Source organism: Telluria sp. ZT3P26, assembly GCF_059686035.1.
Genome location: NZ_JCASII010000005.1, coordinates 194,372 through 217,752, shown reverse-complemented (window position 1 = coordinate 217,752; position 23,381 = coordinate 194,372). Strand labels below are relative to the sequence as shown.

Genomic DNA, 23,381 nt, shown 5'->3' with positions numbered 1-23,381 from the left:
GCGTGACAATGTAACAAGGTGTCATGTCATGTATGTATCCGCGCACCGTGCTGCGGACAAATAACTGAATAGGACTGACCATGAAAAAACTGACGTTGACCGTCATCGCTCTCGCCGCTGGCCTGCTGGCCGGTACTGCCATCGCACAAACCGCTGCCCAGCCGGCAAAAGCCGAGCCGAACATGCAGAAAGTGCTGGACGCGATGGCGGCCCTGAAGCCAAAGCCGATCGAAACCCTGACCCCGGAAGAAGCGCGCAAGCAGCCGACCCCGACCGACGCCGTCAAGAAGGTGTTGACTGACGCCGGCAAGAGCACGGCACCGGAACCAGGCGTGACGATGAAGACGCAATCGATCCAGGGCAAGGGCGGCAGCTTCCCGATCCACATCTTCACGCCTGAGGGCGCGGGTCCGTTCCCGGTCGTCGTGTACTTCCACGGCGGCGGCTTCGTGATTGCCGACACCAAGGTGTATGAAGCGTCGGTGCGCGGCCTGGCCAAGAAGGCCAAGGCGATCGTGATCTCGGCCGACTACCGTCTGGCGCCAGAGCACAAGTTCCCGACCCAGACCGAAGACGCCTTCGCGGCCTACCAGTGGGCGCTGGCCAATGCCAAGAGCATCAATGGCGACCCGATGCGCGTGGCAGTGGCCGGTGAATCGGCCGGCGGCAACCTGGCGACCGTGGTGTCGATGATGGCGATGGAAAAGAAAATCCAGATGCCGGTGCACCAGCTGCTGGTCTACCCTGTCGTCAACGACGACATGAACAACGAGTCGTACAAGAAGAACGCCAACGCCAAGCCGCTGAACAAGGCGATGATGACGTGGTTCTTCAAGCACTACGGCGCCGATCCGAAGAACCCGCACGCACTGCCGATGAAGGCCGCCTCGCTCAAGGGCCTGCCACCGGCGACCGTGATCACCGCGGAAATCGATCCGTTGATGACCGAGGGTAAGGCCTATGCCGACCGCCTCAAGAAGGAAGGCGTGACCGTCAACTATCGCCACTTTACCGGCGTGACCCACGAGTTCTTCGGCATGGACGCCGTGGTGCCAAAGGCCAAGGAAGCCCAGCAGTTCGCTGCGGATGAGCTGACAAAGGCATTCAACGCCAAGCGTTGATCCGTCTGCACTGAAGTAAACGTTGCAAGCAGCGCCTCGCCGGCAGGTTTTTCGTGCCCGGCGACGGCGCAGGCGTTACACTGGCGCCTTTGACGCAACAGGCGCGCCCGCGCCACAGACCACCTACCCCATGCACCTCGAACAGCCCCTCTCCGAAAAAGAATTCGACGAACTCGACCAGTTCCTGCTCTCCGACCGTTGTTCCGACGACGCGATGACGATGGACACCCTGCACGGCTACCTGACCGCCATCGCGATCGGCCCGGAATCGATCATGCCGGCCGAATGGCTGCCGATGGTCTGGGGCGAAGACGAGGCCGCGGCGCCGAAATGGAAGAACAAGCGCGACGAAGAACGCATCGTCAACCTGATCATGCGCTTCATGAACGAAGTGCTGATCACGTTCGAGGTCGCGCCAAAGGATTTCGAGCCGCTGTTCTGCGAGCACGAGGTCGACGGCAAGGTGCTGATCGATCCGGAAGCCTGGTGCTGGGGCTTCTGGGAAGGCGTCGAACTGCGCGCCGGCTCGTGGGATGCGATCTGGGACAGCGACGTCGCTGAACTGATCCGCCCGATCTATCTGCTGGGCGCGGACGAAATCGAAGAAGCCGAACTGGCCGAGGTCGACGATCCGGTCAAGGTGCATGCCCTGGCGCTCCAGATCGAAGCCAACGTGCCGGCCATCTACCGCCACTGGCTGCCACTGCGCAAGCCAGCCGTGGAAACGATCGTGCGCGACGAGCCGAAGGTCGGCCGCAACGACGATTGCACCTGCGGCAGCGGCAAGAAGTTCAAGAAGTGCTGCGGCGCTGAATAAACACCCCGGGGATTGACAGCCTGGCCGTCAATCCTGCCCGACCCGCTCGCCGGCCTGCTGCGCCATCCTGGCCGCAACCCCGGCCAGCACCTCCAGCAATACCTCCACATCGAGCGGCTTGACCAGGTGATGCGCAAAGCCGGCCGCCAGCGCCGCGTCGCGATCCTGCGGCTGTCCATAGCCCGTCACGGCAACCAGCACGGAACCGGCCATCCCGGGATCCTGCTGCAGGCGCCGCGCCAGTTCGTGCCCGTCGATGTCGGGCAACCCGATATCGAGCAGGCACACATCGGGCTGCATGCTGCGGGCCCGTGCCAGCGCGCCCAGGGCCCCGTGCTCGATCGCCACGTCATGCCCCTGCGCCGCCAGCAGCAGCCCGAGCATCTCGGCCGCATCCGTGTTGTCATCCACCACCAGCACTTTCAGGCGCGCGATGGCGGCGGGTGCATCGGCTTCCGGCGCCGCCATGGCGGGCGCTTCATCAAGCAGCAGCGGCAGCGTGATGACGAATGTGCTGCCCTTGCCCAGCCCCGGACTGGAACAGCCCACCGTGCCGCCGTGCAGCTCGACCAGGTGCTTGACCAGCGCCAGCCCGAGCCCCAGGCCGCCCTGGGCCCGGTCCGACGAGCGCTCGGCCTGGGTGAACAGGTCAAACACGCGCCCGGTCAGTTCGAGGTCCATGCCGATGCCTTCGTCGCGCACGCTCAGCACGAGGCGCGTGCCGTGCACGTCAGCGCGCAGATCGATGCCGCGCCCCGCCGGCGTGTACTTGGCCGCATTGGCCAGCACATTGGCCACCACCTGCACCAGGCGCGCCTTGTCGCCGCGCACGGCCACGCCGGCCGACGGCAGGCGCACGGTGAGCGTCTGCGCGCGCGTGTCGATGGTGGGGCGCACCTGCTCGATCGCCTCTTCGATGACGGTGCGCGCCGCCACGCACGCCTGGTCCAGCGTGATCAGGCCGCGCGTGACGCGCGAGACGTCGAGCAGGTCGTCCACCAGCCGCGTCATGTGGCGCACCTGGCGGCTGATGATGGTGCTGCTCTGGTGCACCCGGCGCGCGTCGACGTTGCCGAGCCGGAGCAGTTCGGCCGCCGCACTGATCGGCGCGAGCGGGTTACGCAGCTCGTGCGCGAGCATCGCCAGGAATTCGTCCTTGCGGCGGTCGCCCTCCACCAGCTTTTCTTCGGCCAGCTTGCGGTCGGTGATGTCGCGGAAAAACGTGGCGATGCCGCCGTCCTGCGTCGGGTAGGCGCGGATATCGGTCCAGACACGGCGGCCATCGGGAAACACGTGGCACTGCTCGGCGTTGCCGGCCTTGCGGGTGGTCATCACGCTGCGATACATGCGCCCGGCCTCACAATCGACCATGGCCGGAAACACGGCCCAGTGATTGCGCCCGATGACCTCGTCGCTCGTGACATCGCAGATGCGCAGGCCTTCGGCGTTCATGCGCTGCATCACCCAGTTGCGGTCGAACAGGGCGAAGCCTTCGGAGATATTGGCGAAGATGTCGCGGCCCCGGTCGCGCTCCTCGCGCAGCAGCGCGTGTGCACGCGCCGTGCCCGCCGCCGTCCAGGTGCGCTCGGCCACGTCGCGCGCCAGCCGGATATCGTGGTCGGTCCACGAGCGCGGCGTCGGCGCATCCACGCGCAGGCACGCGGCCAGGCGGCCCGCCGACATCAACGGCACGACCAGCATGGCGCCCACGCGCGGGTGGAACGGTGACTGCAGCGCGCGCGGATCGTTGGCGGCGTCGTGGATGCACACCACGGCGCCCTGCTGCAGCGTCGCCATCAGGGCCGGACCGAGGCGTTCCGGCTGCGCGTTCGGCGCAGCACGATCCTGCGGCCACACACTTGGCGCGGCCAGCGCCCCGCTGAGCGGATCGGCTTCAGCGTACAGCACGCGGGCTGCGCCCAGTTTTGTCCCCAGCAGTGCGCTGGCAGTGGCAATCACGTCACCCGCGTCGTCCAGCGGTGCAAGGGCGTCGGACAGCGTGAGCCGGAACGCCGCGCGGCGCTCGCCCAGCACGCGGGCCGTCGTTTCCATCGCGGTACAGAACAGGCCGCCGACGCTGCCGTCAGCGTCATGCAGCGGCGCATACGAGAAGGTGAACCAGGTGCGCTCGGGGTAGCCGTTACGCAGCAGGCACAGCGGATAATCTTCGAAAAAGACCGGTTTGCCGGCCATGACGTGCTCGACCTGCGGCTGCAGCTCGGGCCAGACCTCGGGCCACAGGGCCGCGAACGATTGCCCGAGCGCGCCGGCATGGCGCTCGCCGAGGATCGGGATGTAGGCGTCGTTGTACAGGATGATGTGCTGTGCCCCCCACGCAACGGACATCGGGAACGCGGAATGCAGCATCATGTCGACCGCCGTCCGGAGGGACGGCGGCCAGGTGTCGGGCGCACCGAGTGGAGAATGCTGCCAGTCGTGGCTGCGCATCTGCGCAGCCATCGCACTGTCACCCGAAAAAGCGGTAGCGGAAAGCGAGGCCATGGCCAGGATTGTCGCATACCTTGTTGGCCGGATTGCAGCTTTTTCCGGTTTTACAGCGACTCTTGCGCAACTTTACATCGCGCGTTTTACCGCTTGCGCTTTACAGCTTGATGAAGTGCTCGCGGTAGTAGCGCAGCTCTTCGATCGACTCGACGATGTCGGCCAGCGCCGTGTGCTTCTGGTGTTTCTTGAAGCCGGATGCCAGCTCGGGCTTCCAGCGGCGGCACAGTTCCTTCAGCGTCGACACATCCAGGTTGCGGTAATGGAAGAACGCTTCGAGCTTCGGCATGCCGCGCGCCATGAAGCGGCGGTCCTGGCAGATCGAATTGCCGCACATCGGCGACTTGTTCTTCGGCACGTACTGCTTGAGAAATTCGATCAGCTCGACTTCGGCCTGGGCCTCGGTCACGGTCGACGCCTTCACGCGGTCGATCAGGCCCGACTTGCCGTGGGTGCCCTTGTTCCAGTTGTCCATCTTGTCCAGCGTTTCATCCGACTGGTGGATCGCGAACACCGGGCCTTCGGCGATGATGTTCAGGTCGGGATCGGTGACGACGACGGCAACTTCGATGATGCGGTCGTTGTCCGGGTCGAGCCCCGTCATTTCCATGTCGAGCCAGACGAGGTTGAATTCATTGGGACGCTGGGCCGTGCCCGGCACTTCGGAAGGTGTCGCTTGTGACATAATTCTCTCTTTGCCTAATCAATCCTGCATTTTCTCACAGGCACAGAATGTCTTCATTCGCGTTTTCGGTTTTGTTCGTCGTTTTTCTGCTGCTCACGCTGTCGTTGCGCACCTGGCTGGCCGCGCGCCATATCCGGCACATCGCGCGCCACCGCGCCAGTGTGCCAGCCGAGTTTGCGCCGAAAGTGCCGCTCGCGGCGCACCAGAAAGCGGCTGATTACACCGTCGCCAAGACCCGGCTCGGCCTGATCGGCACGCTGTGGGGCGCCATCGTCCTGATCGGTTTCACGCTGATGGGCGGCCTGCAACTGCTGTCGCTGGCGGTCCTGCCGTTCACCGGCCCCGGCCTGATGCACCAGCTGGTACTGGTCGTTGCCTTCGCCGTGATCGCCAGCGTGCTCGACCTGCCGCTCGACTGGTACCGCCAGTTTGTCCTCGAGCAGCGTTTCGGCTTCAACAAGATGACACCCGGCCTGTGGTGGGGCGACCTGCTCAAGAGCACGTTCGTGGGCGCGCTGATCGGTCTGCCACTGCTGTGGGTCGTGCTCAAGCTGATGCAAGCCAGCGGTTCGTTGTGGTGGCTGTACACGTGGTTCGTCTGGAGCGGCTTCCAGCTGTTGATGATCGCGTTCTACCCGACCGTGATCGCGCCGCTGTTCAACAAATTCACGCCGCTGGCCGATGTCAGCCTCAAACAGCGCATCGATGGCCTGATGTCGCGGGTGGGCTTTGCCTCGCGCGGCCTGTTCGTCATGGATGGCAGCAAGCGCAGCGCCCATGGCAATGCGTATTTCTCGGGCTTCGGCCGGGCCAAGCGCATCGTGTTCTTCGACACGCTGCTGTCGCGCCTCGAGCCACAGGAAATCGAAGCCGTGCTGGCGCACGAACTGGGCCACTTCAAGCTGCGCCACATCGTCAAGCGCGTCATCACGATGTTCGCGATCTCGCTGGCCTTCCTGGCGCTGCTGGGCTACCTGAAAGGCCAGGCCTGGTTCTACACGGGCCTGGGCGTGCTGCCGTTCATGAACGCGTCGAACGACGGCATGGCGCTGATCCTGTTCATGCTCGTGCTGCCGGTGTTCACGTTCGTGCTAGCGCCGCTGGGCTCGATCACGTCGCGCAAGCATGAATTCGAGGCCGATGCCTTCGCTGCGCAGCACACCGATCACCGCGACCTGGTGTCGGCGCTGGTCAAGATGTACGAAGACAATGCGTCGACGCTGACGCCTGATCCGCTGCACTCGGCCTTCTACGATTCGCACCCGCCGGCATCGGTCCGGGTCAGGCGCCTGACGATGGCGGCCGCATGAACCTGACGCCGCCACTCACGTCGCGCCATTGCACGCGCAAGGCGGCCGCGCTCGACGCGGCGGCCATCGCCACGCTGCTGCACGAGGTGCCTGGCTGGAGCGTGACCGACAACGTCCTGGCGCGCACCTTCACGCTGCCCGACTACCGCGCCACGATCGCGTTCGTCAACGCAGTGGCAACGCTGGCCGAGCACGAAGACCACCACCCCGACATGACGGTCGGCTACAGCACCTGCCGCGTCAGCTGGACCACCCATTCCGCGGGCAGCGCGCTGTCCGACAACGACTTTATCTGCGCCGCGAAAGCCAATGCGCTATACCTCAACCAGGAAAACGCATGAGCGCCTCCCCTACTGAACTGACCGGCACCATCATCGCGGCCCACGGCCGCCACTACCTGGCCGACATCGACGGCGAAAAACTGCAGTGCGTCACGCGCGGCAAGAAGACCAACGTGGCCGTGGGCGATGTCGTCCATGTGGTCCGGACGTCCGAGAACCAGGCCGTGATCGAGCGCATTGGCGAGCGCACCACGCTGCTGTACCGCTCCGACCAGTATAAATCCAAGCTGCTGGCAGCCAACATCTCGCGCCTGTTCGTCGTGATCGCCACCGAGCCCGGCTTTGCCGACGACCTGGTGTCGCGCTCGCTGGTGGCGTGCGAAGCGGCCGGCATCGAGGCGCACCTGATCCTCAACAAGACCGACGTCACCGACCTGCTGCCCCGCGCACGCGAACGCGCTGCGCAGTATTCGCGCCTCGGCTACCCGGTGCACGAGGTCTCGGCCCAGGCGCATCCTGAAGAAACCGTGGCGATCCTCAAGCCGCTGCTGGCCGGCCAGTCGTCGATCTTCATCGGCCAGTCGGGCATGGGCAAGTCGTCGCTGATCAATCTGTTGATCCCGGACGCCGATATCGCCGTGCGCGAAATCTCGGCTGCGCTGGATACCGGCAAGCACACGACCACGTTCACGCGCCTGTACTGGCTGCCCGAAGTCGATGGCAAGGCCGGCGCGATCATCGATTCGCCGGGCTTCCAGGAATTTGGCCTGTACCACCTGAGCGAAGGCATGCTGGAGCGCGCCTTCGTCGAGTTCAAGCCGTACCTGGGTGGCTGCAAGTACTACAACTGCCGCCACCTGGCCGAGCCATTCTGCGCCATTCTCGACGCCGTGGCAGCGGGCAAGATCTGGAAGCACCGCCATGAACTGTACGGGCAATTGCTGCACGAATCGGCGCAGACCCTGTACTAAGGCCCTGACTACTTTCCCTAACGGAAAGAAATTCCCCTTATAATTCAAGGGACAAACATCGCAGCAGACACGAGCAGACTTATGATGACGAGCACCCCACCGATCAAGCACTTCCTGCAGTTTTCCGACTTCACGCGCGACGAGTTCGAATACGTCATCAAGCGCGCGGCGATCATCAAGCGCAAGTTCAAGGCCTACGAGGTGTACCACCCGCTGGTCGACCGCACGCTGGTGATGGTGTTCGAAAAAAGCTCGACGCGCACGCGCCTGTCGTTCGAAGCCGGCATGCACCAGCTGGGCGGCGCCGCCATCTACCTGAACACGCGCGACAGCCAGCTCGGCCGCGGCGAACCGGTGGAAGACGCCGGCCAGGTGATCAGCCGCATGTGCGACATCATCATGATCCGCACCTTTGGCCAGGACATCATCGACCGCTTCGCCGCCAACTCGCGCGTGCCGGTCATCAATGGCCTGACCAATGAACACCACCCGTGCCAGGTGCTGGCGGACGTGTTCACGTTCCACGAGCACCGCGGCTCCATCGCCGGCAAGACCGTTGCATGGATTGGCGACGCCAACAATATGCTGTACTCGTGGCTGCAGGCGGCCGAAGTGTTCGGCTTCCACCTGAACGTCGCCACGCCGACAGGCTACGAGATGGACCCGAGTTTGGTCTCGACCACGCGCTACACGCTGTTCGACAACCCGTCGGACGCCTGCGAAGGCGCGCACCTGGTCAATACCGACGTCTGGACCAGCATGGGCTACGAGAAGGAAAACGCCGAACGCATGAAAGCGTTTGACGGCTTCATCGTCGACGAGGCCAAGATGGCCCGCGCCGCGAGCGACGCGCTGTTCATGCACTGCCTGCCGGCGCACCGCGGCGAAGAAGTGGCCGCCGAGGTCATCGACGGCCCGCAATCGGTCGTCTGGGACGAAGCCGAAAACCGCCTGCACGTGCAAAAAGCCCTGATCGAGTACCTGCTGCTCGGCCGTATTGAAGATTGATTTTTACCCCTGAAGCTTGATCGTTGGCCGTCCATCCCGGCGCTTGCCGGGCTGGATTTGCGAGCCAGCTGACCATTACTCCTCTACCATCCCTCCATCACTGGAACTCCCATGAGCGACATCAAGAAAGTAGTACTGGCCTATTCTGGCGGCCTCGACACCTCCGTCATCCTGAAATGGCTGCAAGACAATTACGGCTGCGAAATCGTCACCTTCACCGCCGACCTCGGCCAGGGTGAAGAACTGGAACCGGCACGCGCCAAGGCCATCAAGTTCGGCATCAAGCCAGAGAACATCTATATCGACGACGTGCGCGAAGAATTCGTGCGCGACTTCGTCTACCCGATGTTCCGCGCGAACACCGTGTATGAAGGCGAATACCTGCTGGGCACGTCGATCGCGCGTCCGCTGATCGCCAAGCGCCTGATCGAGATCGCCAACGAAACCGGCGCCGACGCCGTCTCGCACGGCGCGACCGGCAAGGGCAACGACCAGGTGCGTTTCGAGCTGGGCGCGTACGCGCTCAAGCCGGACGTCAAGATCATCGCCCCATGGCGTGAATGGGACCTGCTGTCGCGCGAAAAACTGCTGAAGTACGCGGAAGACGCGGGCATCGCGGTGGACATGAAGCACAAGAACGGCGGGGCGCCGTACTCGATGGACGCCAACCTGCTGCACATCAGCTTTGAAGGCCGCCACCTGGAAAACCCGAGCGCCGAAGCCGAGGAATCGATGTGGCGCTGGACCGTCTCGCCAGAAGCGGCGCCGGACGAAGCGGAATACCTGGACGTCGAATTCGAGCGCGGCGACATCGTCGGCCTGAACGGCAAGCGCCTGTCGCCAGCCGCCGTCCTGACTGAGCTGAACCGCCTGGGCGGCAAGCACGGCATCGGCCGCCTGGACCTGGTGGAAAACCGCTACGTCGGCATGAAGTCGCGCGGCTGCTACGAAACCCCGGGCGGCACGATCATGCTGCGCGCGCACCGCGCCATTGAATCGATCACGCTCGACCGCGAAGTGGCGCACCTGAAGGACGACCTGATGCCACGCTACGCGTCGCTGATCTATAACGGCTACTGGTGGGCACCGGAACGCGTCGCACTGCAGACGCTGATCGACCACACGCAGGCCACCGTCAACGGCTGGGTTCGTATCAAGCTGTACAAGGGCAATGTGATCGTCGTGTCGCGCGATTCGAAGACCGATTCGCTGTTCGACATGAACATCGCGACGTTCGATGAAGATGGTGGTGCGTACAACCAGGCTGACGCTGGCGGCTTCATCAAGCTCAATGCGCTACGCATGCGGATTGCAGCGAAGGCACGCGCCAAGCGCGGGCAGTAAGCCGGTTCGTGAATGACAAAGCCGCCCTCGGGCGGCTTTTTTTTGCGGTTGCGGTGTGCTTGCGGACTTGGGTTCCCGCCTTCGCGGGAACGACGTGCTGATGTTGCAGGGAGAAAACCGTCGTTCCCGCGCAGGCGGGAACCCAAGCTACATTGCGCCGCCACAAGCGCAAACAGCACCGCAGACGCACAGTAGACGCCATGGACAAACCCTCCTACGTCTACATCCTGGCCAGCCGCCCCTACGGCACCCTCTACGTCGGCGTCACCTCTGACCTGATCAAACGCATCTGGCAACACCGCGAGGCAGCAGTCGCCAGCTTTACAAAAAGGCACAGCGTCAACCGCCTGGTCTGGTACGAAATCCACACCGATATCCGCGAAGCCATTACACGCGAAAAACGCCTCAAATCCTGGAACCGCAACTGGAAAATCAACCTGATCCAGTCCGCCAATCCACTGTGGCGCGACCTGTACCACGACATCGTCTAGAACACGTGGCGCAAACCCAGCGCAATGCTGTTGCCGCCATCAAACCCCGTCTGCTTGTCGCGCATATAGATCGCATACACGTCGGTGCGCTTTGACAGGAAATGGTCATAGCCGAACGAGGCGGTCCGGCGCAGATTGACCGGCACCACCGCGCGCGTGCGCTCCGAGCGCGCAAATTCTGCCAGCACGGCGCCCTGCGCAGTGACCGGCACCTTCAGGCCCAGATCCCAGGTCCGCGTTTCATTGACCGTGCCGTCGGCCGACGAGCGCACCATCGCGCCATGCAGCTTGGCCACCTTGAAGTCGTAGGCGGCGCCAAGCAGATACCCTTTCTGCTGCGTCAGTGGCGCCGTGACCGGCACCCGGAAGCGCTGCGCCGACGCCACGGCCGTGAACGCGCCCTTGACGTAATTGGCATGCAGGCCCACGTTCGCGGTGCCGGTGCTGCCGGCGGTTTCGCCGGCGCCGATGATCACGTTGGCCAGCAGGCCGTTCGTGCGCGGCGTCGTGTACTGGAGCGCATTGTTCCAGACCGTGTCGCCGATCAGCGCGCCGTTATAGCTCGCCACGAACGAATGCAGCACCAGCGGCGAAAACACCACCGAAATGCCGAACGGGCTGACCATCCCCATATTCATGTAGGTGGGATTGGTCTGGCGCCCCACCGTGAACTTGCCGAAACCGCCTTCGATGCCAACATACGCATTGCGCGAGAACAGCGGGTCGTTCACGCTGCGGCCCTGGGCGCCGGTATCGGTCTGGAAGAAGCTCTCCAGCGCGAAGATCACCTTGTAGCCGCCGCCCAGGTTCTCCGAGCCGCGCACGCCGATGTACGAGGTTGTCAAGCCGCCATGGCCCAGCATCGTCACGGCTTTCGGGTCGCCGCTGCGTTCGAGCTTGGCGCCGTAAGCGCCGATCAGTCCGTACATCTGGATCGACGCGGTGTCCTGGGCGAGTGCCGGGAACGAAATGCCGGCCGCAAGAAGGCCTGCGCCGAAGCGCATGCAATATAACTGTTTCATGGTGTTGTATCTCTGTTGAGAATGTGGGGCACGCGTGGCGTGCCGCTACCGGGCGTCCGCGGACGCCTCGGGTGCAGGGTGAAACCGGGTTACTGCTTTTCGATGCCGGCCTTGACGATGACGGCGCCCCATTTGGCGATGTCACTCGTCAGCAGCGTGGTCGTTGCAGCGGGCGTGCTTCCCTGCGCCACGATGCCCAGACCGAGCAGGCGCGTCTTCACGTCGGGGATGGCAACGGCGGCATTGATTTCGCGGTTCAGGCGATCGATGATCGGCTGTGGCGTTTTGGCAGGCGCGGCCAGCCCGTTCCAGCTCGTCGCCTGGTAATTCGGCAAACCGCTTTCGGCCACGGTCGGCACGTTCGGCAAGCCGGCAAAGCGCTTGGTCGAGGTTACGGCGAGCGCCTTGAGCGTGCCGGCCTTGATCAGCGGCATGGCCGGGCTGAGAATTTCGAAGGCCACGTCGAGCTCACCCGTCGTGGTAGCGGTCAGCACTTCCGGCGAGCCTTTGTACGGCACGACCAGGGCGTCCACACCAGCCATGGACACGAACAGTTCGGCCGCCAGATTCTGCGTGCTGCCACGGTTGATGGACCCGACATTGAGCTTGCCCGGATTGGCCTTGGCGTAGGCGATGAGTTCAGCGACCGATTTGACCGGCAGCTTCTGGTTCGCCACCAGCGCCAGGTCGAAGTAACCCAGCGTCGAGATCGGCGCGAAGTCCTTTTGCGTGTCGTAAGGCAGCTTCTTGAACAAATTGGCGCTGACGGCCGTGCCGTTGCTGATCAACAGCAGCGTGTAGCCATCAGGGCGGGCCTTGGCCACGGTGCTGGCAGCGACCACGCCGCCGGCGCCGGGCCGGTTCTCGACAATGATGGGCTGCTTCATCGATACCGCCATTTTCTGCGCGACCATGCGCACTGTCAGGTCGGCGACGCCGCCCGGACCGAACGGCACCACGATGGTGATGGCTTTCTTTGGATAGTCCTGGGCGCTCGCGCCCGGGGCCAGACTCAGCGCGACTGCGGCAAGGCCGCCAGCCAGCCACTGTTTATGTTGCAGGTTCATAGATTGTCTCGGGTAATGGAGCGACGCTTTTTGCTGCGCCTCGTGAATGGAGTAGATCTGTACCGCACCAGCGAGCGTTGGCAGTGAATGCCTGCCAGCGCTGTGACGTACGGTCATTATTGGATCCAGCCCATTACTCAACAACCCTTCCGACCACCTATCAGCTATTGCATTCCGGCATAACTCAGGTCGGCGGGTGCGGGCGCTGCAGGGATTCGCGCGCGATGCGCTCGAGGATATCGAGGGTCGCCTGCTGCGTGCCGGTGGCCGGACGCACCGCGCTGGTGGCAAGCGACAGCAATGGGAACAGGCCCGGCTTGACGATCCGGCGCAAGGCGAAGCGCTCCGGCCCTGCGGCAGTAAGCACGGCCTGGCGCGGCAGGATGGCACTGCCGATGCCTTCGGCAACCAGGTCGAGAATGGTGGACACGCTGTTGACTTCCATGGCGATGCACGGCTGGACGCCGATACCGAGCAGCGCCGTTTCCACATGCATGCGCAAGGCGTTCGGCCGGCCGGGAATGATCAGGGGATGCTGGGCGACGTCGGCCAGCTCGATCGGCGCGGCCGCCTCTGGCACGCTGCGAGAACCCTGTACCAGCAGCAGTTCATCGTGCACCAGCGCGCGCAGCTCGATGCCGGGCGCGGGCAAGGCATTGTAGACCATGGCGATATCGAGTTCGCCCGTCAGCACGGATTCCTGCATGGTCTTCGACAGCCCGTCGACGATGGCCAGCGTGGCGTCGGGCATCAGCTCGTTGAAGGCCCGCGTGAGCGGCACCGCCAGGATCCGCCCCAGCGTCGGCGGCAATCCCACCGCCACGCGCCCTGCCAGCGAGCCGCGCACGCGCGAGAGCTCTTCACGCAGGCGCTCCATCTGGTGCAGCACGCCCCGGCTGTGTTCAAGCAATACCTTGCCCGCTTCGGTCAGCGTGATGCCGCGGCCATTGCGTATCAGCAGGTTCTGCCGGATCTCCACCTCGAGCAGCCGCACCTGACGGCTCAGTGCTGGCTGGGCGATGTCGAGAACGATCGAGGCGCGCGTGAAGCTGCCCATTTCCGCGACCCGGACAAAATACGAAAGCTGCTTGATATCCATTGCCTGTCTCCAATTTTTTTGGTTTAGGCCGATGATATAGCAAGTTGATATAGCTGATAGCGTTCGGGCCTCCTTTATCGCGCTCTCAACCGGAGGCACAATCAATCGCATGCAAACCCCTATCGATACGTTGTTCATGCGCGGCGGCACCTCGCGCGGCCCCTTCTTCCTCGAGACCGACCTGCCCGCCGATGTGGCGACCCGCGACCGTGTGCTGCTGGCCGTGCTCGGCTCGCCCGACGCGCGCCAGATCGACGGCCTGGGCGGCGCCCATCCGCTGACGTCGAAGGCTGGCATCGTGCGCCGGAGCACGACGCCCGGCGTCGATCTCGACTTCCTGTTCGTCCAGGTGCAACCGGCCGGCGACACGGTCGACAGCACTGCCAACTGCGGCAACATGCTTGCCGCCGTCGCGCCGTTCGCGCTGGAAACAGGCCTGGCTGCTGCGCAGGGCGAAACCACCACGCTGCGCGTGCTGACGCTCAATACCGGCATGCAGTGCGACATGACCGTGCAGACACCGGGCGGCAGGGTCGCCTACGAGGGCACGGCGCGGATCGACGGCGTGCCCGGCAGCGCCGCTCCGGTCGAGATCGCCTTTCTCGACACGGCCGGATCGGTCTGCGCCAGCATGCTCCCGACCGGCAACGTGCGCGACACGATCGACGGCATCGAGGTGACCTGCATCGACAACGGCATGCCGCTGGTGATCCTGCGCGCCGACGCCGTCGGGCGCAGCGGCTATGAAAGCGTAGCCGACCTCAATGCCGACGCGGCGCTGCGCGCGCGACTCGAGTCGCTCCGGCTGGCCTGCGGTCACGCGATGGGCCTGGGCGACGTGAGCGCCAGGAATTATCCGAAAATGACCATGATCGCCGCGCCGCGCCAGGGCGGCAGCATCAGCACCCGCAGCTTCATCCCGCACGTATGCCATGACGCGATTGGCGTGCTGGCGGCCGTCACGGTCGCCACCGCCTGCATGCTCGACGGTTCTGTGGCCGATGACGTGGCGGTCGCCCCGCAGGACGGTGACCCCATGTCGGTCGAGCATCCGGGCGGAGAATTTTCGGTCGAACTGGACATCGACCCCGCCAACCCGCAGAACGTTACCCGCGCCGCCCTGCTGCGCACCGCACGCCTCATCATGCGCGGTCAAGTCATGGTGCCCCACTCGATCTGGCATAAAGGACTTACCACATGATTATCGATATCCACGGCCACTACACCACCGCGCCCCCGGCGCTCGAAGCATGGCGCAAGCGCCAGATCGCCGGCCTGGCCGACGGTTCGACGCCATCGGCGGGCGAGCTGCACATCAGCGACGACGAGCTGCGCGAAAGCATCATCACGAACCAGCTCGGCAAGATGCAGGAACGCGGCATCGACCTGACGATCTTCTCGCCGCGCGCCAGCTTCATGGCCCACCACATCGGCAATGCGCAGACCAGCGCCACCTGGGCGGCCATCAACAACGAGCTGTGCCATCGCGTGAGCGAGCTGTTCCCGGACAGCTTCATCGGCGCGGCCATGCTGCCGCAGTCCCCCGGCGTCGATCCTGCCGGCTGCATCCCCGAGCTGGAACGCTGCGTGAAGGAATACGGCTTTGTCGCCATCAACCTGAACCCGGACCCGTCGGGCGGCCACTGGACCAGTCCCCCCCTGACCGACCGCCATTGGTATCCGGTCTACGAAAAGATGGTCGAGTACGACATCCCGGCGATGGTGCATGTGTCGACCTCGTGCAATGCGTGCTTTCATACGACGGGCGCGCACTATATCAATGCCGACACCACCGCCTTCATGCAGCTGCTCAGCGGCGACCTGTTCGCCGACTTTCCGACCCTGAAATTCGTGATCCCGCACGGCGGCGGCGCGGCGCCCTACCACTGGGGCCGCTACCGGGGCCTGGCGCAGGAAATGAAAAAACCGCTGCTGCAGGATCACCTGCTCAACAATGTGTTTTTTGACACCTGCGTCTACCACCAGCCGGGCATCGACCTGCTCACCAAAGTCATTCCGGTCGCGAACGTGCTGTTTGCCTCAGAAATGATCGGCGCCGTGCGCGGCATCGATCCCGAGACCGGCTACTACTACGACGATACCCGGCGCTATATCGACGCGGCCGCCCTGAGCGCACCCCAGCGCCACCAGATTTACGAAGGCAATGCCCGCCGCGTTTACCCGCGCCTGGACGCCATGCTTGCCGCCAAAGGACGCTGATATGAACTCCCCGAATTCTTCTGCGCCGCTGCACACGCAGCTGGGCGTCGTCAAACGCCATATCGTGCGCGCCGACGCGGCCGCAGTCGACCAGCTCGGTCGCCTCGGCAGCGCCACCGTGCACGAGGCAATGGGCCGCATGGGCCTGATGAAGCCGTATATGCGCCCGATCTATCCGGGCCAGGTCGCGGGTACCGCGGTGACGGTGCTGCTGCAACCGGGCGACAACTGGATGATGCACGTCGCCGCCGAACAGATCCAGCCGGGCGACATCGTCGTCGCCGCCGTGACCGCCGAATGCACGGACGGCTATTTCGGCGACCTGCTGGCAACCAGTTTCATGGCCCGCGGCGCACGTGGCCTGGTGATCGACGCCGGGGTGCGCGACGTGCGCGAACTGACCGCCATGGGCTTTCCCGTGTGGAGCCGTGCGATCAGTGCCAAGGGCACGATCAAGGCCACGCTCGGCTCGGTCAATGTGCCGGTGGTGTGCGCCGGCGCCATTGTCTGTCCCGGTGATGCGATTGTCGCCGACGACGATGGCGTGGTCGTCGTGCCGGCCGCCGACGTGGTGCGCGTGGCCGCTGCCGCCGTCAAGCGCGAGGCGCTGGAAGCCGACAAGCGCACGAAGCTGGCCGCCGGCGTGCTGGGCCTGGACATGTACGACATGCGCGGCGCACTGGAACAAGCTGGACTCATCTACATCGACTAGGCCATGACCATGCAGACCACCACCCCGGGCTGGCTCGAGCCGCACCCTGCCCCTGCAACTCCGCGCTTCATCCTGCCGCAGGGCGCCGTCGACGCCCACTGCCACGTATTCGGCCCGGCCGCCGTGTTCCCGTTCGCGCCGGAGCGCAAGTACACGCCGGGCGACGCCGGCAAGGAAGCGCTGTTCGCGCTGCGTGACCAGCTGGGCTTCGCCCGCAACGTGATCGTCCAGGCCACCTGCCATGGCGCCGACAACCGCGCGCTGGTCGATGCCTGCCAGGCGGCCGGCGGCCGGGCGCGCGGCGTGGCCACCGTGCGGCGCGATATCAGCGATGATGACCTCACCCGCCTGCATGACGCCGGCGTGCGCGGCGTACGCTTCAACTTCGTCAAGCGCCTGGTCGACGTGACGCCGGCCGACGAGCTGCTCGAGATTGCCACCCGGGTCGCCCGCTTCGGCTGGCACGTGGTCGTGTATTTCGAAGCGCAGGACCTGCCCGACCTGCGCGACCTGTTCGCGGCGCTGCCGACGATCGTCGTGGTCGATCACATGGGCCGCCCGGACGTCAGCAAACCCGTCGACGGGCCTGAGTTCGGCATGTTCCTGGACTTCATGCGCCGTCACCCGAACGTGTGGTCGAAGGTCAGCTGCCCGGAACGGTTGTCGGTCACGGGGCCACCCGCGCTCGACGGCGAAGCGCATCCGTATCGCGATGTCGTGCCGTTCGCGCGCCGCATCGTGCAGGAGTTTCCCGAGCGCGTACTATGGGGCACCGACTGGCCGCATCCGAACCTGAAGGACCACATGCCCGACGACGGCCTGCTGGTCGATTTTATTCCCCACATCGCGCCGACGCCCGAACTGCAGCGCCAGTTGCTGGTCGACAATCCGATGCGTCTGTACTGGCCCGAACAGCGCTGATTACAGCAGGCCGAGCGACTGCAGCGCAGCCCTGGCCAGCGCCACCCGCTTGTCGGGCGCGCCTTCGGGAATATCGCTGTTCAGCGCGAACGTGTACAGCTTGCCGTCCTTCCTGACCCAGCCGACCCACCAGCCGATATCGGGCTGGCCGGGCCGCTTGCCCCAGCCGGTTTTGGCATACAGCTCGGCTGGCCCGTCCTGGCGCGCAATCGCGCGCACCGCTTCCATGTGCACGTTTTCGAACGGCAGCTGGCCCTGCGCGAGCCTGGCCAGGAACACCGTCTGCTCGATCGCGCTGATCTCCAGCGGACCATCGAGCCAGAAGCGGTCGACGACCTTGCCGGTGTCCATATTCCCGTAATTCATCCGCACCAGCGCGCCACGCATGCGCTCCATCCCGATGCGCCGCGCCAGCGTCTGGTACACGGGCACGTTCGATACCTTGATCGCTTCACGCAAGTCCATGTCCTTTGCCCATTCGGCGCGGTAGACCGGCTTGCCGTCATACGGCACGATCTCATCGACCGACGCGATCGCGCCGGTGCTCAGTGCGATCAGCGAGTTCGGAATCTTGAAGGTCGACGCCGGGATGAACCGTCTGGCGGCGCGCTGGCGGTTGTGGCCCGTGTCGGTGTCCAGCGCCACATCGTGCACGACGAACGTTCCCGTCACGCCCTCTTTCTTGAACAGCTGCGTGATGGCCGGGCTGTCGCGCCATTCGGTGGCCTGGGCGACGGCGCCACACGCCATCAGGAAGAGTGCAGCAAGGCGCTTGATCATTGGTCTGTTTCCTTGCTCAGTTGCGTGGCAAGACGCGCTCTGGCCTTGTCGGCATACGTGCGGCAGGCGGTGGTGTCGATGAAGGCGGCGTTGCCCCGCGCAGCGCGCCTGGCGTAGCGCTGCCACAGGTCGCTGCCTTCCGGATGCGCCGAGACCAGCACATCGCACGGCAGGCCGGCCACTGTCGCAATCGAGCGTTCAAGGTCCGCGCGCGCCGTTGGATAGGCCGGATGGCCGCGGTAGCGGAATGGCCCCGCGGCGAGCGCGTTCAAACTGTCGGCGTACACCATGTGCGCCGTCCGGCCGCCTTCAACAGCGTTCCATGTCCAGCTTGCGCCGCCCTGTGTGTGGCCGGGCGTGGCATGCATGGTGACTGCCAGCGGGCCGAGCTTGACGACGTCGCCGTCGGCCACGGCCCGCACGCGGGCAGTTGGCGCCATCGGCTGAAGGTCGGTGTATTGCGGGTCACCCTTGTCGGCCTGGCCGCTCGCCAGCACCGGTACGGCAGCGCTGCCGGCCAGGACCTCGGCGCCCGACAGGCGCTGCAGCTCGGCGATGCCGCCTGCATGATCAAAGTGTGCGTGCGAGTTCAGGATGAAGCGGATATCTTCGACCCTGAAGCCGAGCTGGCGCATATTGCGCACGATCTGCGGGGCCGATTTCTCGCTGCCGCCGTCGATCAGAATGTGGCCCTGTGGCGATGTGATCAGAACGGCCGACAGGCCATGCGTGCCCACATAGTAGGTGTTGCCATACAGCGCAAACGGTTCCTGCGGCGTGTTCCAGTCGTTGGCTGCGGCGGGCTGCAGACACGTAACGAGGCCAGCCGCAGCAAGTGCCAGGCGTGTGTGTTTCATCATGACGATTCCTTATGTGGACGGTAACAGCGTTGCGAGTCTTCCCGGCAGCGTACGCAGGAAGCGTTCTTTCAGGAGCGGCCCGGCAGCGCGGTCCGGGTCGCGCGGGCCAAATGTCTGGCGTGCGAAGACGACGGTGCGCCCGTCCTTCGTGGCCCAGCCCACGAACCAGCCCAGCGCACGGCCCTTGTCCCCGGCACCATCGCTAGAGGCGGTGCCGGTCTTGCCGTACACCTGCCAGCCATCCGCCAGCAAGGGCAAGCGCAGCAGCTGCGCCGTCATGTCGAATGCGTGCGCGCTGACGGGCAGTTCGCGGTTCGCGACCTTGCGCAGAAATGCGGCCTGTTCACGTGGCGAGACCTGCAGCGATGAGGCGATCCAGGCGATGTCGACGCCGCCGGTCAGGTCCTGGTTGCCGTAGTCGAAGCGCCCCACGTAATCCTGCACGCGGCGTTCGCCCAGCCGGCTGGTGACCTGCTGCGCGTACCAGACCGTCGAATTGCGGATCCAGCTCGTCGGATCGGTGGCGGCGCGCCACGACGGCTGCCAGTCGACGTAGCCTGCCTTGAACGGCAGCGCCGGTGTATGCGCGTCCTGCAGGATGCCGGCGTCGAAACCCATCAGACTCACGGCAACATTGAAGATCGACGCGGGCGTGGTGCGCACGTCGCAGCGCCCCTCTTCGACCAGCACCGCCCCCGTGGCGGCATCGAGCATCAGGGTGCAGTCAAGCGCCTGCGGCGCAGCGTCCCAGGCCAGCGCCGGCTGCAGCGCGAGGTTGGCGCCAAACACCAGCGCCAGCGCGCCGAGGCCGGCGCAGCGGGCACGGGTCGCGTGCCGGTCGGACCCTGGCGTGCGGATCAGCGCGACGCGCGCGGCCAGCGTGTCCGGTGCGACGCCACCAAACGCCAGCGCATTCGCAGGCGCGGCCTGGTACTGGAAGCGCAGCTGCGCGACCAGCGCGGCAGCGTAGGCCTTGCGCTGGATCTGCGGCCGGCCACGCAATACGTCGCGGTCGCAGCCCAGCTCCTGGGCCCAGACCAGACGCGCACGCAGCAGGCGCATCGCGGGATTGAACCAGCACATTGCCTGGAGCAACGCGCAGGCGGCGAGCCACCACAGATCGCCCCGGCGCCAGTGCGTCAGTTCGTGTGCAATGATCAGGTCGCGCTGCAGCGGATCGATCGTGCGCAGGGCCAGCGGCAACAGCAGGCGCGGCCGGAACGGGCCGATCAGCATCGGGGAAATGGGGGCGTCGACTTCGATCATGACAGGCAGTGCTGCGCCCGAGGGCAGGTGCGCACCGGCGCGCAGCAGCCGCGCCAGCGCGCGCTGGCCATGGAACAGGCGCGCAAGCATTCATAGCAGGCCGCCCGTGTAGGCCAGCATCCATGACCATGCGGTCCAGGCCAGCCACGAGCGGGCTTCTGCCAACGTGCCGGTGGGCCCGACAGTCTGGGTAGACATCGCCACCGCGCTGGCGATCGCGGGCGACAGGTCGACCTCGAACACGGGCAGCATGTGAAGCTGCTGCGCCTGTGGCAGCATCAGGACGATGAAGGTGGCCGCAAGCGCGACCTGCCCCAGCATCCACGGGGCGCGCTGCATGGCAAGCGCCGGCAGGTACCGCCGCACCAGGACCAGCACACCCCATACCGCCATGCCTGCCGCCAGACAACCGAGGCTGGCAAACAGGAAGCGGATGGCCAGTGCGTCGGGCGCTGTCATGGCGCCACATCCTTATCGAGCGGCCAGTCGTTGAGCAATTGCTCAAGGCGGACCAGCTCGTCTTCATCGACCAGTTTGCTGCCGGTGAACATATTGACGGGCAGCGGTGTATCGATTTCCATGACGCGCTTGCCGAAATCGTGGGCGAAGGCAGCCAGGGTATCGACCTTGTCGCTGAGCGCCGCATACACCTGCACACCGTGGCGAAGCTGTTGGTGCACCATGCCTTTGTCGAGCATGCGCTCGAGCGTCTTGCGGGTGGACGAGTAGGACCAGCCAAGGTCCGCCTCGACCGCGTCGTGAATTTCACGCGCGCTCAGCGGTTGCTGGCGCCACAGGGCCTTGAGCAGACTCAGTTCAGAGATGGAAGGGACAGCCATAAAAATGCCTCGATGCGACGAATGACGCAATCATGCGACACATGTCGCATTGCTGTCAAGCCGGCATCGCATCCCTCCACCCTGCCAATATTGGCCAGGCTGGCCCGTTCCACAATGGTGATTGCGTTCTATCAGCTAGAGGAATTTTACATACCAGCAAAATTCCTCCTGCCTTCGCGCTGCCATCCGGTTCTGCAAATGGCATGCCGCAGCGCCACGATCGTGTCATCCCCCCTCTGATACAGGCGCAACGCGCCGGATATGCCACGTGGCCATCCGGCGCCACGCCAGTCCGAACTTTCCCGCTGAAATAGTTTCCATGCGTTGCAGACAGGATGCAGGGCGCCAGATCATTAGTTTCTAATCGGAAATATTTCCATATACTATTTTTGGTAGTCCGCAAACATCGTCTCATCGTTATAAGTGAACAGCATGAAAAATCTGAATATTGGTAACAAAATCGCTGTCGTGTTCGGCATCGTCCTGATCGTGGCGACGGCGATCACGATCGTCGGCCTGTGGCAGCTCGACACGGTCATGAAGTCGAACCAGGAACTGATGGCCACGCCGCTGGCCAAGGAACGCCTGGTCAGCGACTGGTACAGGACCATCTACGGTGGCTCACGCCGCACCATTGCGATCGCGAAGAGCTCGGACAGCTCGCTCGTTGCATTCTTCGCCGCGGACTCGGCGCAAGGCACGCGCGAAGTCGAAGAACTGATGGCCAAGGTCCAGCCATTGCTGACCTCACCCGAAGAAAAACAGCTGGTCCAGGAGATTGCGCTTGCCCGCACCGCGAACAACGCCACGCGCGCTGCTGTGGCGGTTGCCCGCGCTGCCAACGACCATGAAACGGCCAACCGCCTGATCGATGAGAAATACCTGCCCGCGACCGCGATCTACCAGGCGAAATTGCGCGACATGGTGCAGATGCAGCGTCTCGCCATCGACGCCCAGGCTGCCAGGATCGCGGCAGCCGGTGCCATGAGCCTGCGTCTGCAGGGTGGCCTGAGCGCCTTCCTGGCGCTGCTGGTCATCGGCGGTGGTTTTTTGCTTCGCAACAACATCGTGCGTCCGTTGCAGGTGGCAATCGGGATCGCGCGCCGCGTCGCCAAGGGCGATCTGACGGCCGAGATCGTCGTCACCAGCCGCGACGAAGCCGGCCAGCTGCTCGAAGCCTTGCGCGACATGAACCATGAACTGCGCCGCCTGGTCACGCAGGTTCTGCATGGCGCGACCCAGATCGCCGGCGCGTCGGACGAAATTGCATCGGGCAATATGGAATTGTCGGCGCGCACCGAAGAGCAAGCCAGTTCGCTGGAACAGACCGCCGCATCGATGGAAGAGCTGACCTCCACGGTCAAGCAGACGGCGGACAATGCCCTGCAGGCCAACGGATTGGCTGGCTCGGCCAGCGACGTGGCAGCCAGGGGCGGCCTGGTCGTGCGCCAGGTGATCGATACGATGGGCCTGATCGATGTCTCGTCGAGAAAAATCGTCGACATCATCAGCGTCATCGACAGCATCGCTTTCCAGACCAATATCCTGGCGTTGAATGCAGCGGTGGAAGCGGCGCGTGCCGGTGAACAGGGCCGCGGGTTTGCCGTCGTGGCCAGCGAGGTGCGCAGCCTGGCGCACCGTTCTGCCGAAGCGGCAAAAGAAATCAAGGCCCTGATCGGCGCGTCTGTCGCCAATGTCGAAGAAGGCAGCGCGCTGGTCGATCAGGCTGGCTCAACGATGGACGAGATCGTTGCCAGCGTGCGCCGCGTGGCGGACATCATGGGCGAGATCAGTGCTGCGACCCGCGAGCAGACGCTCGGCATTGAACAGATCAATATGGCAGTGAGCCAGATGGACCAGACCACCCAGCAAAATGCATCGCTGGTCGAAGAAGCCGCAGCCGCCTCGGAATCCCTGCAGCATCAGGCAGCTGCGCTGAGCAATGCAGTGCGCGTCTTCTCCCTCGACGACGCGCCGCCCGCGGCCGCCCCCGAGCGCACGCTGCGGCAGCCCACGCCGCGCTACCGGGCGCCACTCAAGGCCTTGAGCTGAGCATGACCGCGCG

23 protein-coding genes are annotated in these 23,381 nt (G+C 64.7%); 13 read left to right on the top strand and 10 right to left on the bottom strand.

Annotation, left to right across the window (positions count from 1 at the left end):
* Nucleotides 1-80 precede the first annotated feature (80 nt).
* Complete coding sequence (locus AC56LN_RS17415; protein WP_499573608.1) at nucleotides 81-1,121, top strand: alpha/beta hydrolase; 1,041 nt, start codon at nucleotides 81-83, stop codon at nucleotides 1,119-1,121.
* A 130-nt stretch (nucleotides 1,122-1,251) separates the two neighbouring features.
* Nucleotides 1,252-1,938, top strand: a complete 687-nt coding sequence (locus tag AC56LN_RS17410; RefSeq protein WP_183550443.1) for a UPF0149 family protein — start codon at nucleotides 1,252-1,254, stop codon at nucleotides 1,936-1,938.
* Between the two features lie 27 nt (nucleotides 1,939-1,965).
* Here the strand turns inward: AC56LN_RS17410 and AC56LN_RS17405 are convergent, their stop codons facing one another.
* The gene (locus tag AC56LN_RS17405; RefSeq protein ID WP_499573606.1) at nucleotides 1,966-4,440 is read right to left on the bottom strand and encodes an ATP-binding protein; all 2,475 of its coding nucleotides are present in this window, start codon (nucleotides 4,438-4,440) and stop codon (nucleotides 1,966-1,968) included.
* Between the two features lie 100 nt (nucleotides 4,441-4,540).
* Nucleotides 4,541-5,125 carry an oligoribonuclease gene (orn, locus tag AC56LN_RS17400; protein ID WP_482898013.1) on the bottom strand — a complete coding sequence of 195 codons (585 nt, stop codon included), beginning with the start codon at nucleotides 5,123-5,125 and terminating at the stop codon, nucleotides 4,541-4,543.
* Between the two features lie 47 nt (nucleotides 5,126-5,172).
* Here orn and AC56LN_RS17395 point away from each other — a divergent pair, with 47 nt between their 5' ends.
* The 6 genes from AC56LN_RS17395 to AC56LN_RS17370 all read left to right on the top strand — a co-directional run bounded on the left by AC56LN_RS17395 (nucleotide 5,173) and on the right by AC56LN_RS17370 (nucleotide 10,530).
* Nucleotides 5,173-6,435: a M48 family metallopeptidase gene (locus AC56LN_RS17395; protein WP_499573603.1), complete on the top strand. Its 1,263-nt coding sequence runs from the start codon at nucleotides 5,173-5,175 to the stop codon at nucleotides 6,433-6,435.
* The gene (locus AC56LN_RS17390) at nucleotides 6,432-6,776 is read left to right on the top strand and encodes a 4a-hydroxytetrahydrobiopterin dehydratase (protein ID WP_499573601.1); all 345 of its coding nucleotides are present in this window, start codon (nucleotides 6,432-6,434) and stop codon (nucleotides 6,774-6,776) included. The genes AC56LN_RS17395 and AC56LN_RS17390 overlap by 4 nt, the downstream gene beginning before the upstream one ends.
* Nucleotides 6,773-7,687, top strand: a complete 915-nt coding sequence (gene rsgA / locus AC56LN_RS17385; RefSeq protein WP_499573599.1) for a ribosome small subunit-dependent GTPase A — start codon at nucleotides 6,773-6,775, stop codon at nucleotides 7,685-7,687. Before AC56LN_RS17390 ends, rsgA begins: the two co-directional genes overlap by 4 nt.
* 84 nt (nucleotides 7,688-7,771) lie before the next feature.
* Entirely contained in the window at nucleotides 7,772-8,695 is a 924-nt protein-coding gene (gene argF, locus AC56LN_RS17380; protein WP_482900194.1) for an ornithine carbamoyltransferase, read from the top strand.
* A gap of 111 nt (nucleotides 8,696-8,806) precedes the next feature.
* Nucleotides 8,807-10,039, top strand: coding sequence for an argininosuccinate synthase (locus AC56LN_RS17375; RefSeq protein WP_258836058.1), 1,233 nt, complete (start codon nucleotides 8,807-8,809; stop codon nucleotides 10,037-10,039).
* A 200-nt stretch (nucleotides 10,040-10,239) separates the two neighbouring features.
* A complete protein-coding gene (locus tag AC56LN_RS17370) occupies nucleotides 10,240-10,530 on the top strand; it encodes a GIY-YIG nuclease family protein (RefSeq protein WP_499573597.1) in 291 nt (96 codons plus the stop codon).
* On the opposite strand, the gene AC56LN_RS17365 is transcribed toward AC56LN_RS17370, so the two are convergent.
* The 3 genes from AC56LN_RS17365 to AC56LN_RS17355 all read right to left on the bottom strand — a co-directional run bounded on the left by AC56LN_RS17365 (nucleotide 10,527) and on the right by AC56LN_RS17355 (nucleotide 13,718).
* The gene (locus tag AC56LN_RS17365; RefSeq protein WP_499573595.1) at nucleotides 10,527-11,552 is read right to left on the bottom strand and encodes a porin; all 1,026 of its coding nucleotides are present in this window, start codon (nucleotides 11,550-11,552) and stop codon (nucleotides 10,527-10,529) included. The two genes, AC56LN_RS17370 and AC56LN_RS17365, sit on opposite strands and share 4 nt — an antisense overlap.
* An 89-nt stretch (nucleotides 11,553-11,641) precedes the next feature.
* Nucleotides 11,642-12,619, bottom strand: coding sequence for a Bug family tripartite tricarboxylate transporter substrate binding protein (locus AC56LN_RS17360; protein WP_499573593.1), 978 nt, complete (start codon nucleotides 12,617-12,619; stop codon nucleotides 11,642-11,644).
* Nucleotides 12,620-12,803: 184 nt separating this feature from the next.
* On the bottom strand, nucleotides 12,804-13,718 hold the full coding sequence (locus AC56LN_RS17355) for a LysR substrate-binding domain-containing protein (protein WP_499573592.1): 915 nt from the start codon (nucleotides 13,716-13,718) through the stop codon (nucleotides 12,804-12,806).
* A gap of 109 nt (nucleotides 13,719-13,827) precedes the next feature.
* Between AC56LN_RS17355 and AC56LN_RS17350 the strand changes: the two genes are divergently transcribed.
* Genes AC56LN_RS17350 through AC56LN_RS17335 form a run of 4 tightly spaced genes read left to right on the top strand, consistent with a single transcriptional unit; the run spans nucleotide 13,828 to nucleotide 17,571 of the window.
* Nucleotides 13,828-14,919, top strand: coding sequence for a 4-oxalomesaconate tautomerase (locus AC56LN_RS17350; protein WP_499573590.1), 1,092 nt, complete (start codon nucleotides 13,828-13,830; stop codon nucleotides 14,917-14,919).
* On the top strand, nucleotides 14,916-15,938 hold the full coding sequence (locus AC56LN_RS17345; RefSeq protein WP_499573588.1) for an amidohydrolase family protein: 1,023 nt from the start codon (nucleotides 14,916-14,918) through the stop codon (nucleotides 15,936-15,938). Before AC56LN_RS17350 ends, AC56LN_RS17345 begins: the two co-directional genes overlap by 4 nt.
* 1 nt (nucleotide 15,939) lies before the next feature.
* Nucleotides 15,940-16,650, top strand: a complete 711-nt coding sequence (gene ligK / locus AC56LN_RS17340) for a 4-carboxy-4-hydroxy-2-oxoadipate aldolase/oxaloacetate decarboxylase (RefSeq protein WP_499573585.1) — start codon at nucleotides 15,940-15,942, stop codon at nucleotides 16,648-16,650.
* Between the two features lie 3 nt (nucleotides 16,651-16,653).
* The gene (locus tag AC56LN_RS17335) at nucleotides 16,654-17,571 is read left to right on the top strand and encodes an amidohydrolase family protein (protein ID WP_499573583.1); all 918 of its coding nucleotides are present in this window, start codon (nucleotides 16,654-16,656) and stop codon (nucleotides 17,569-17,571) included.
* Here AC56LN_RS17335 and blaOXA read toward each other — a convergent pair whose 3' ends face one another.
* The 5 genes from blaOXA to AC56LN_RS17310 are packed head-to-tail and all read right to left on the bottom strand — an operon-like array spanning nucleotide 17,572 to nucleotide 21,316.
* Nucleotides 17,572-18,348 carry a class D beta-lactamase gene (gene blaOXA, locus AC56LN_RS17330; protein ID WP_499573962.1) on the bottom strand — a complete coding sequence of 259 codons (777 nt, stop codon included), beginning with the start codon at nucleotides 18,346-18,348 and terminating at the stop codon, nucleotides 17,572-17,574. It lies immediately after the preceding gene.
* Nucleotides 18,348-19,211: a subclass B3 metallo-beta-lactamase gene (gene bla / locus AC56LN_RS17325; protein ID WP_499573581.1), complete on the bottom strand. Its 864-nt coding sequence runs from the start codon at nucleotides 19,209-19,211 to the stop codon at nucleotides 18,348-18,350. The genes blaOXA and bla overlap by 1 nt, the downstream gene beginning before the upstream one ends.
* Nucleotides 19,212-19,220: 9 nt before the next feature.
* A complete protein-coding gene (locus AC56LN_RS17320; protein WP_499573580.1) occupies nucleotides 19,221-20,567 on the bottom strand; it encodes a penicillin-binding transpeptidase domain-containing protein in 1,347 nt (448 codons plus the stop codon).
* Nucleotides 20,568-20,936 (bottom strand): hypothetical protein, encoded by a 369-nt coding sequence (locus AC56LN_RS17315; RefSeq protein WP_499573578.1) that lies wholly within the window; start codon nucleotides 20,934-20,936, stop codon nucleotides 20,568-20,570.
* Entirely contained in the window at nucleotides 20,933-21,316 is a 384-nt protein-coding gene (locus tag AC56LN_RS17310; RefSeq protein WP_499573576.1) for a BlaI/MecI/CopY family transcriptional regulator, read from the bottom strand. Before AC56LN_RS17310 ends, AC56LN_RS17315 begins: the two co-directional genes overlap by 4 nt.
* Before the next feature lie 432 nt (nucleotides 21,317-21,748).
* Here AC56LN_RS17310 and AC56LN_RS17305 point away from each other — a divergent pair, with 432 nt between their 5' ends.
* Nucleotides 21,749-23,368: a methyl-accepting chemotaxis protein gene (locus tag AC56LN_RS17305; protein ID WP_499573575.1), complete on the top strand. Its 1,620-nt coding sequence runs from the start codon at nucleotides 21,749-21,751 to the stop codon at nucleotides 23,366-23,368.
* Nucleotides 23,369-23,381 lie beyond the last annotated feature (13 nt).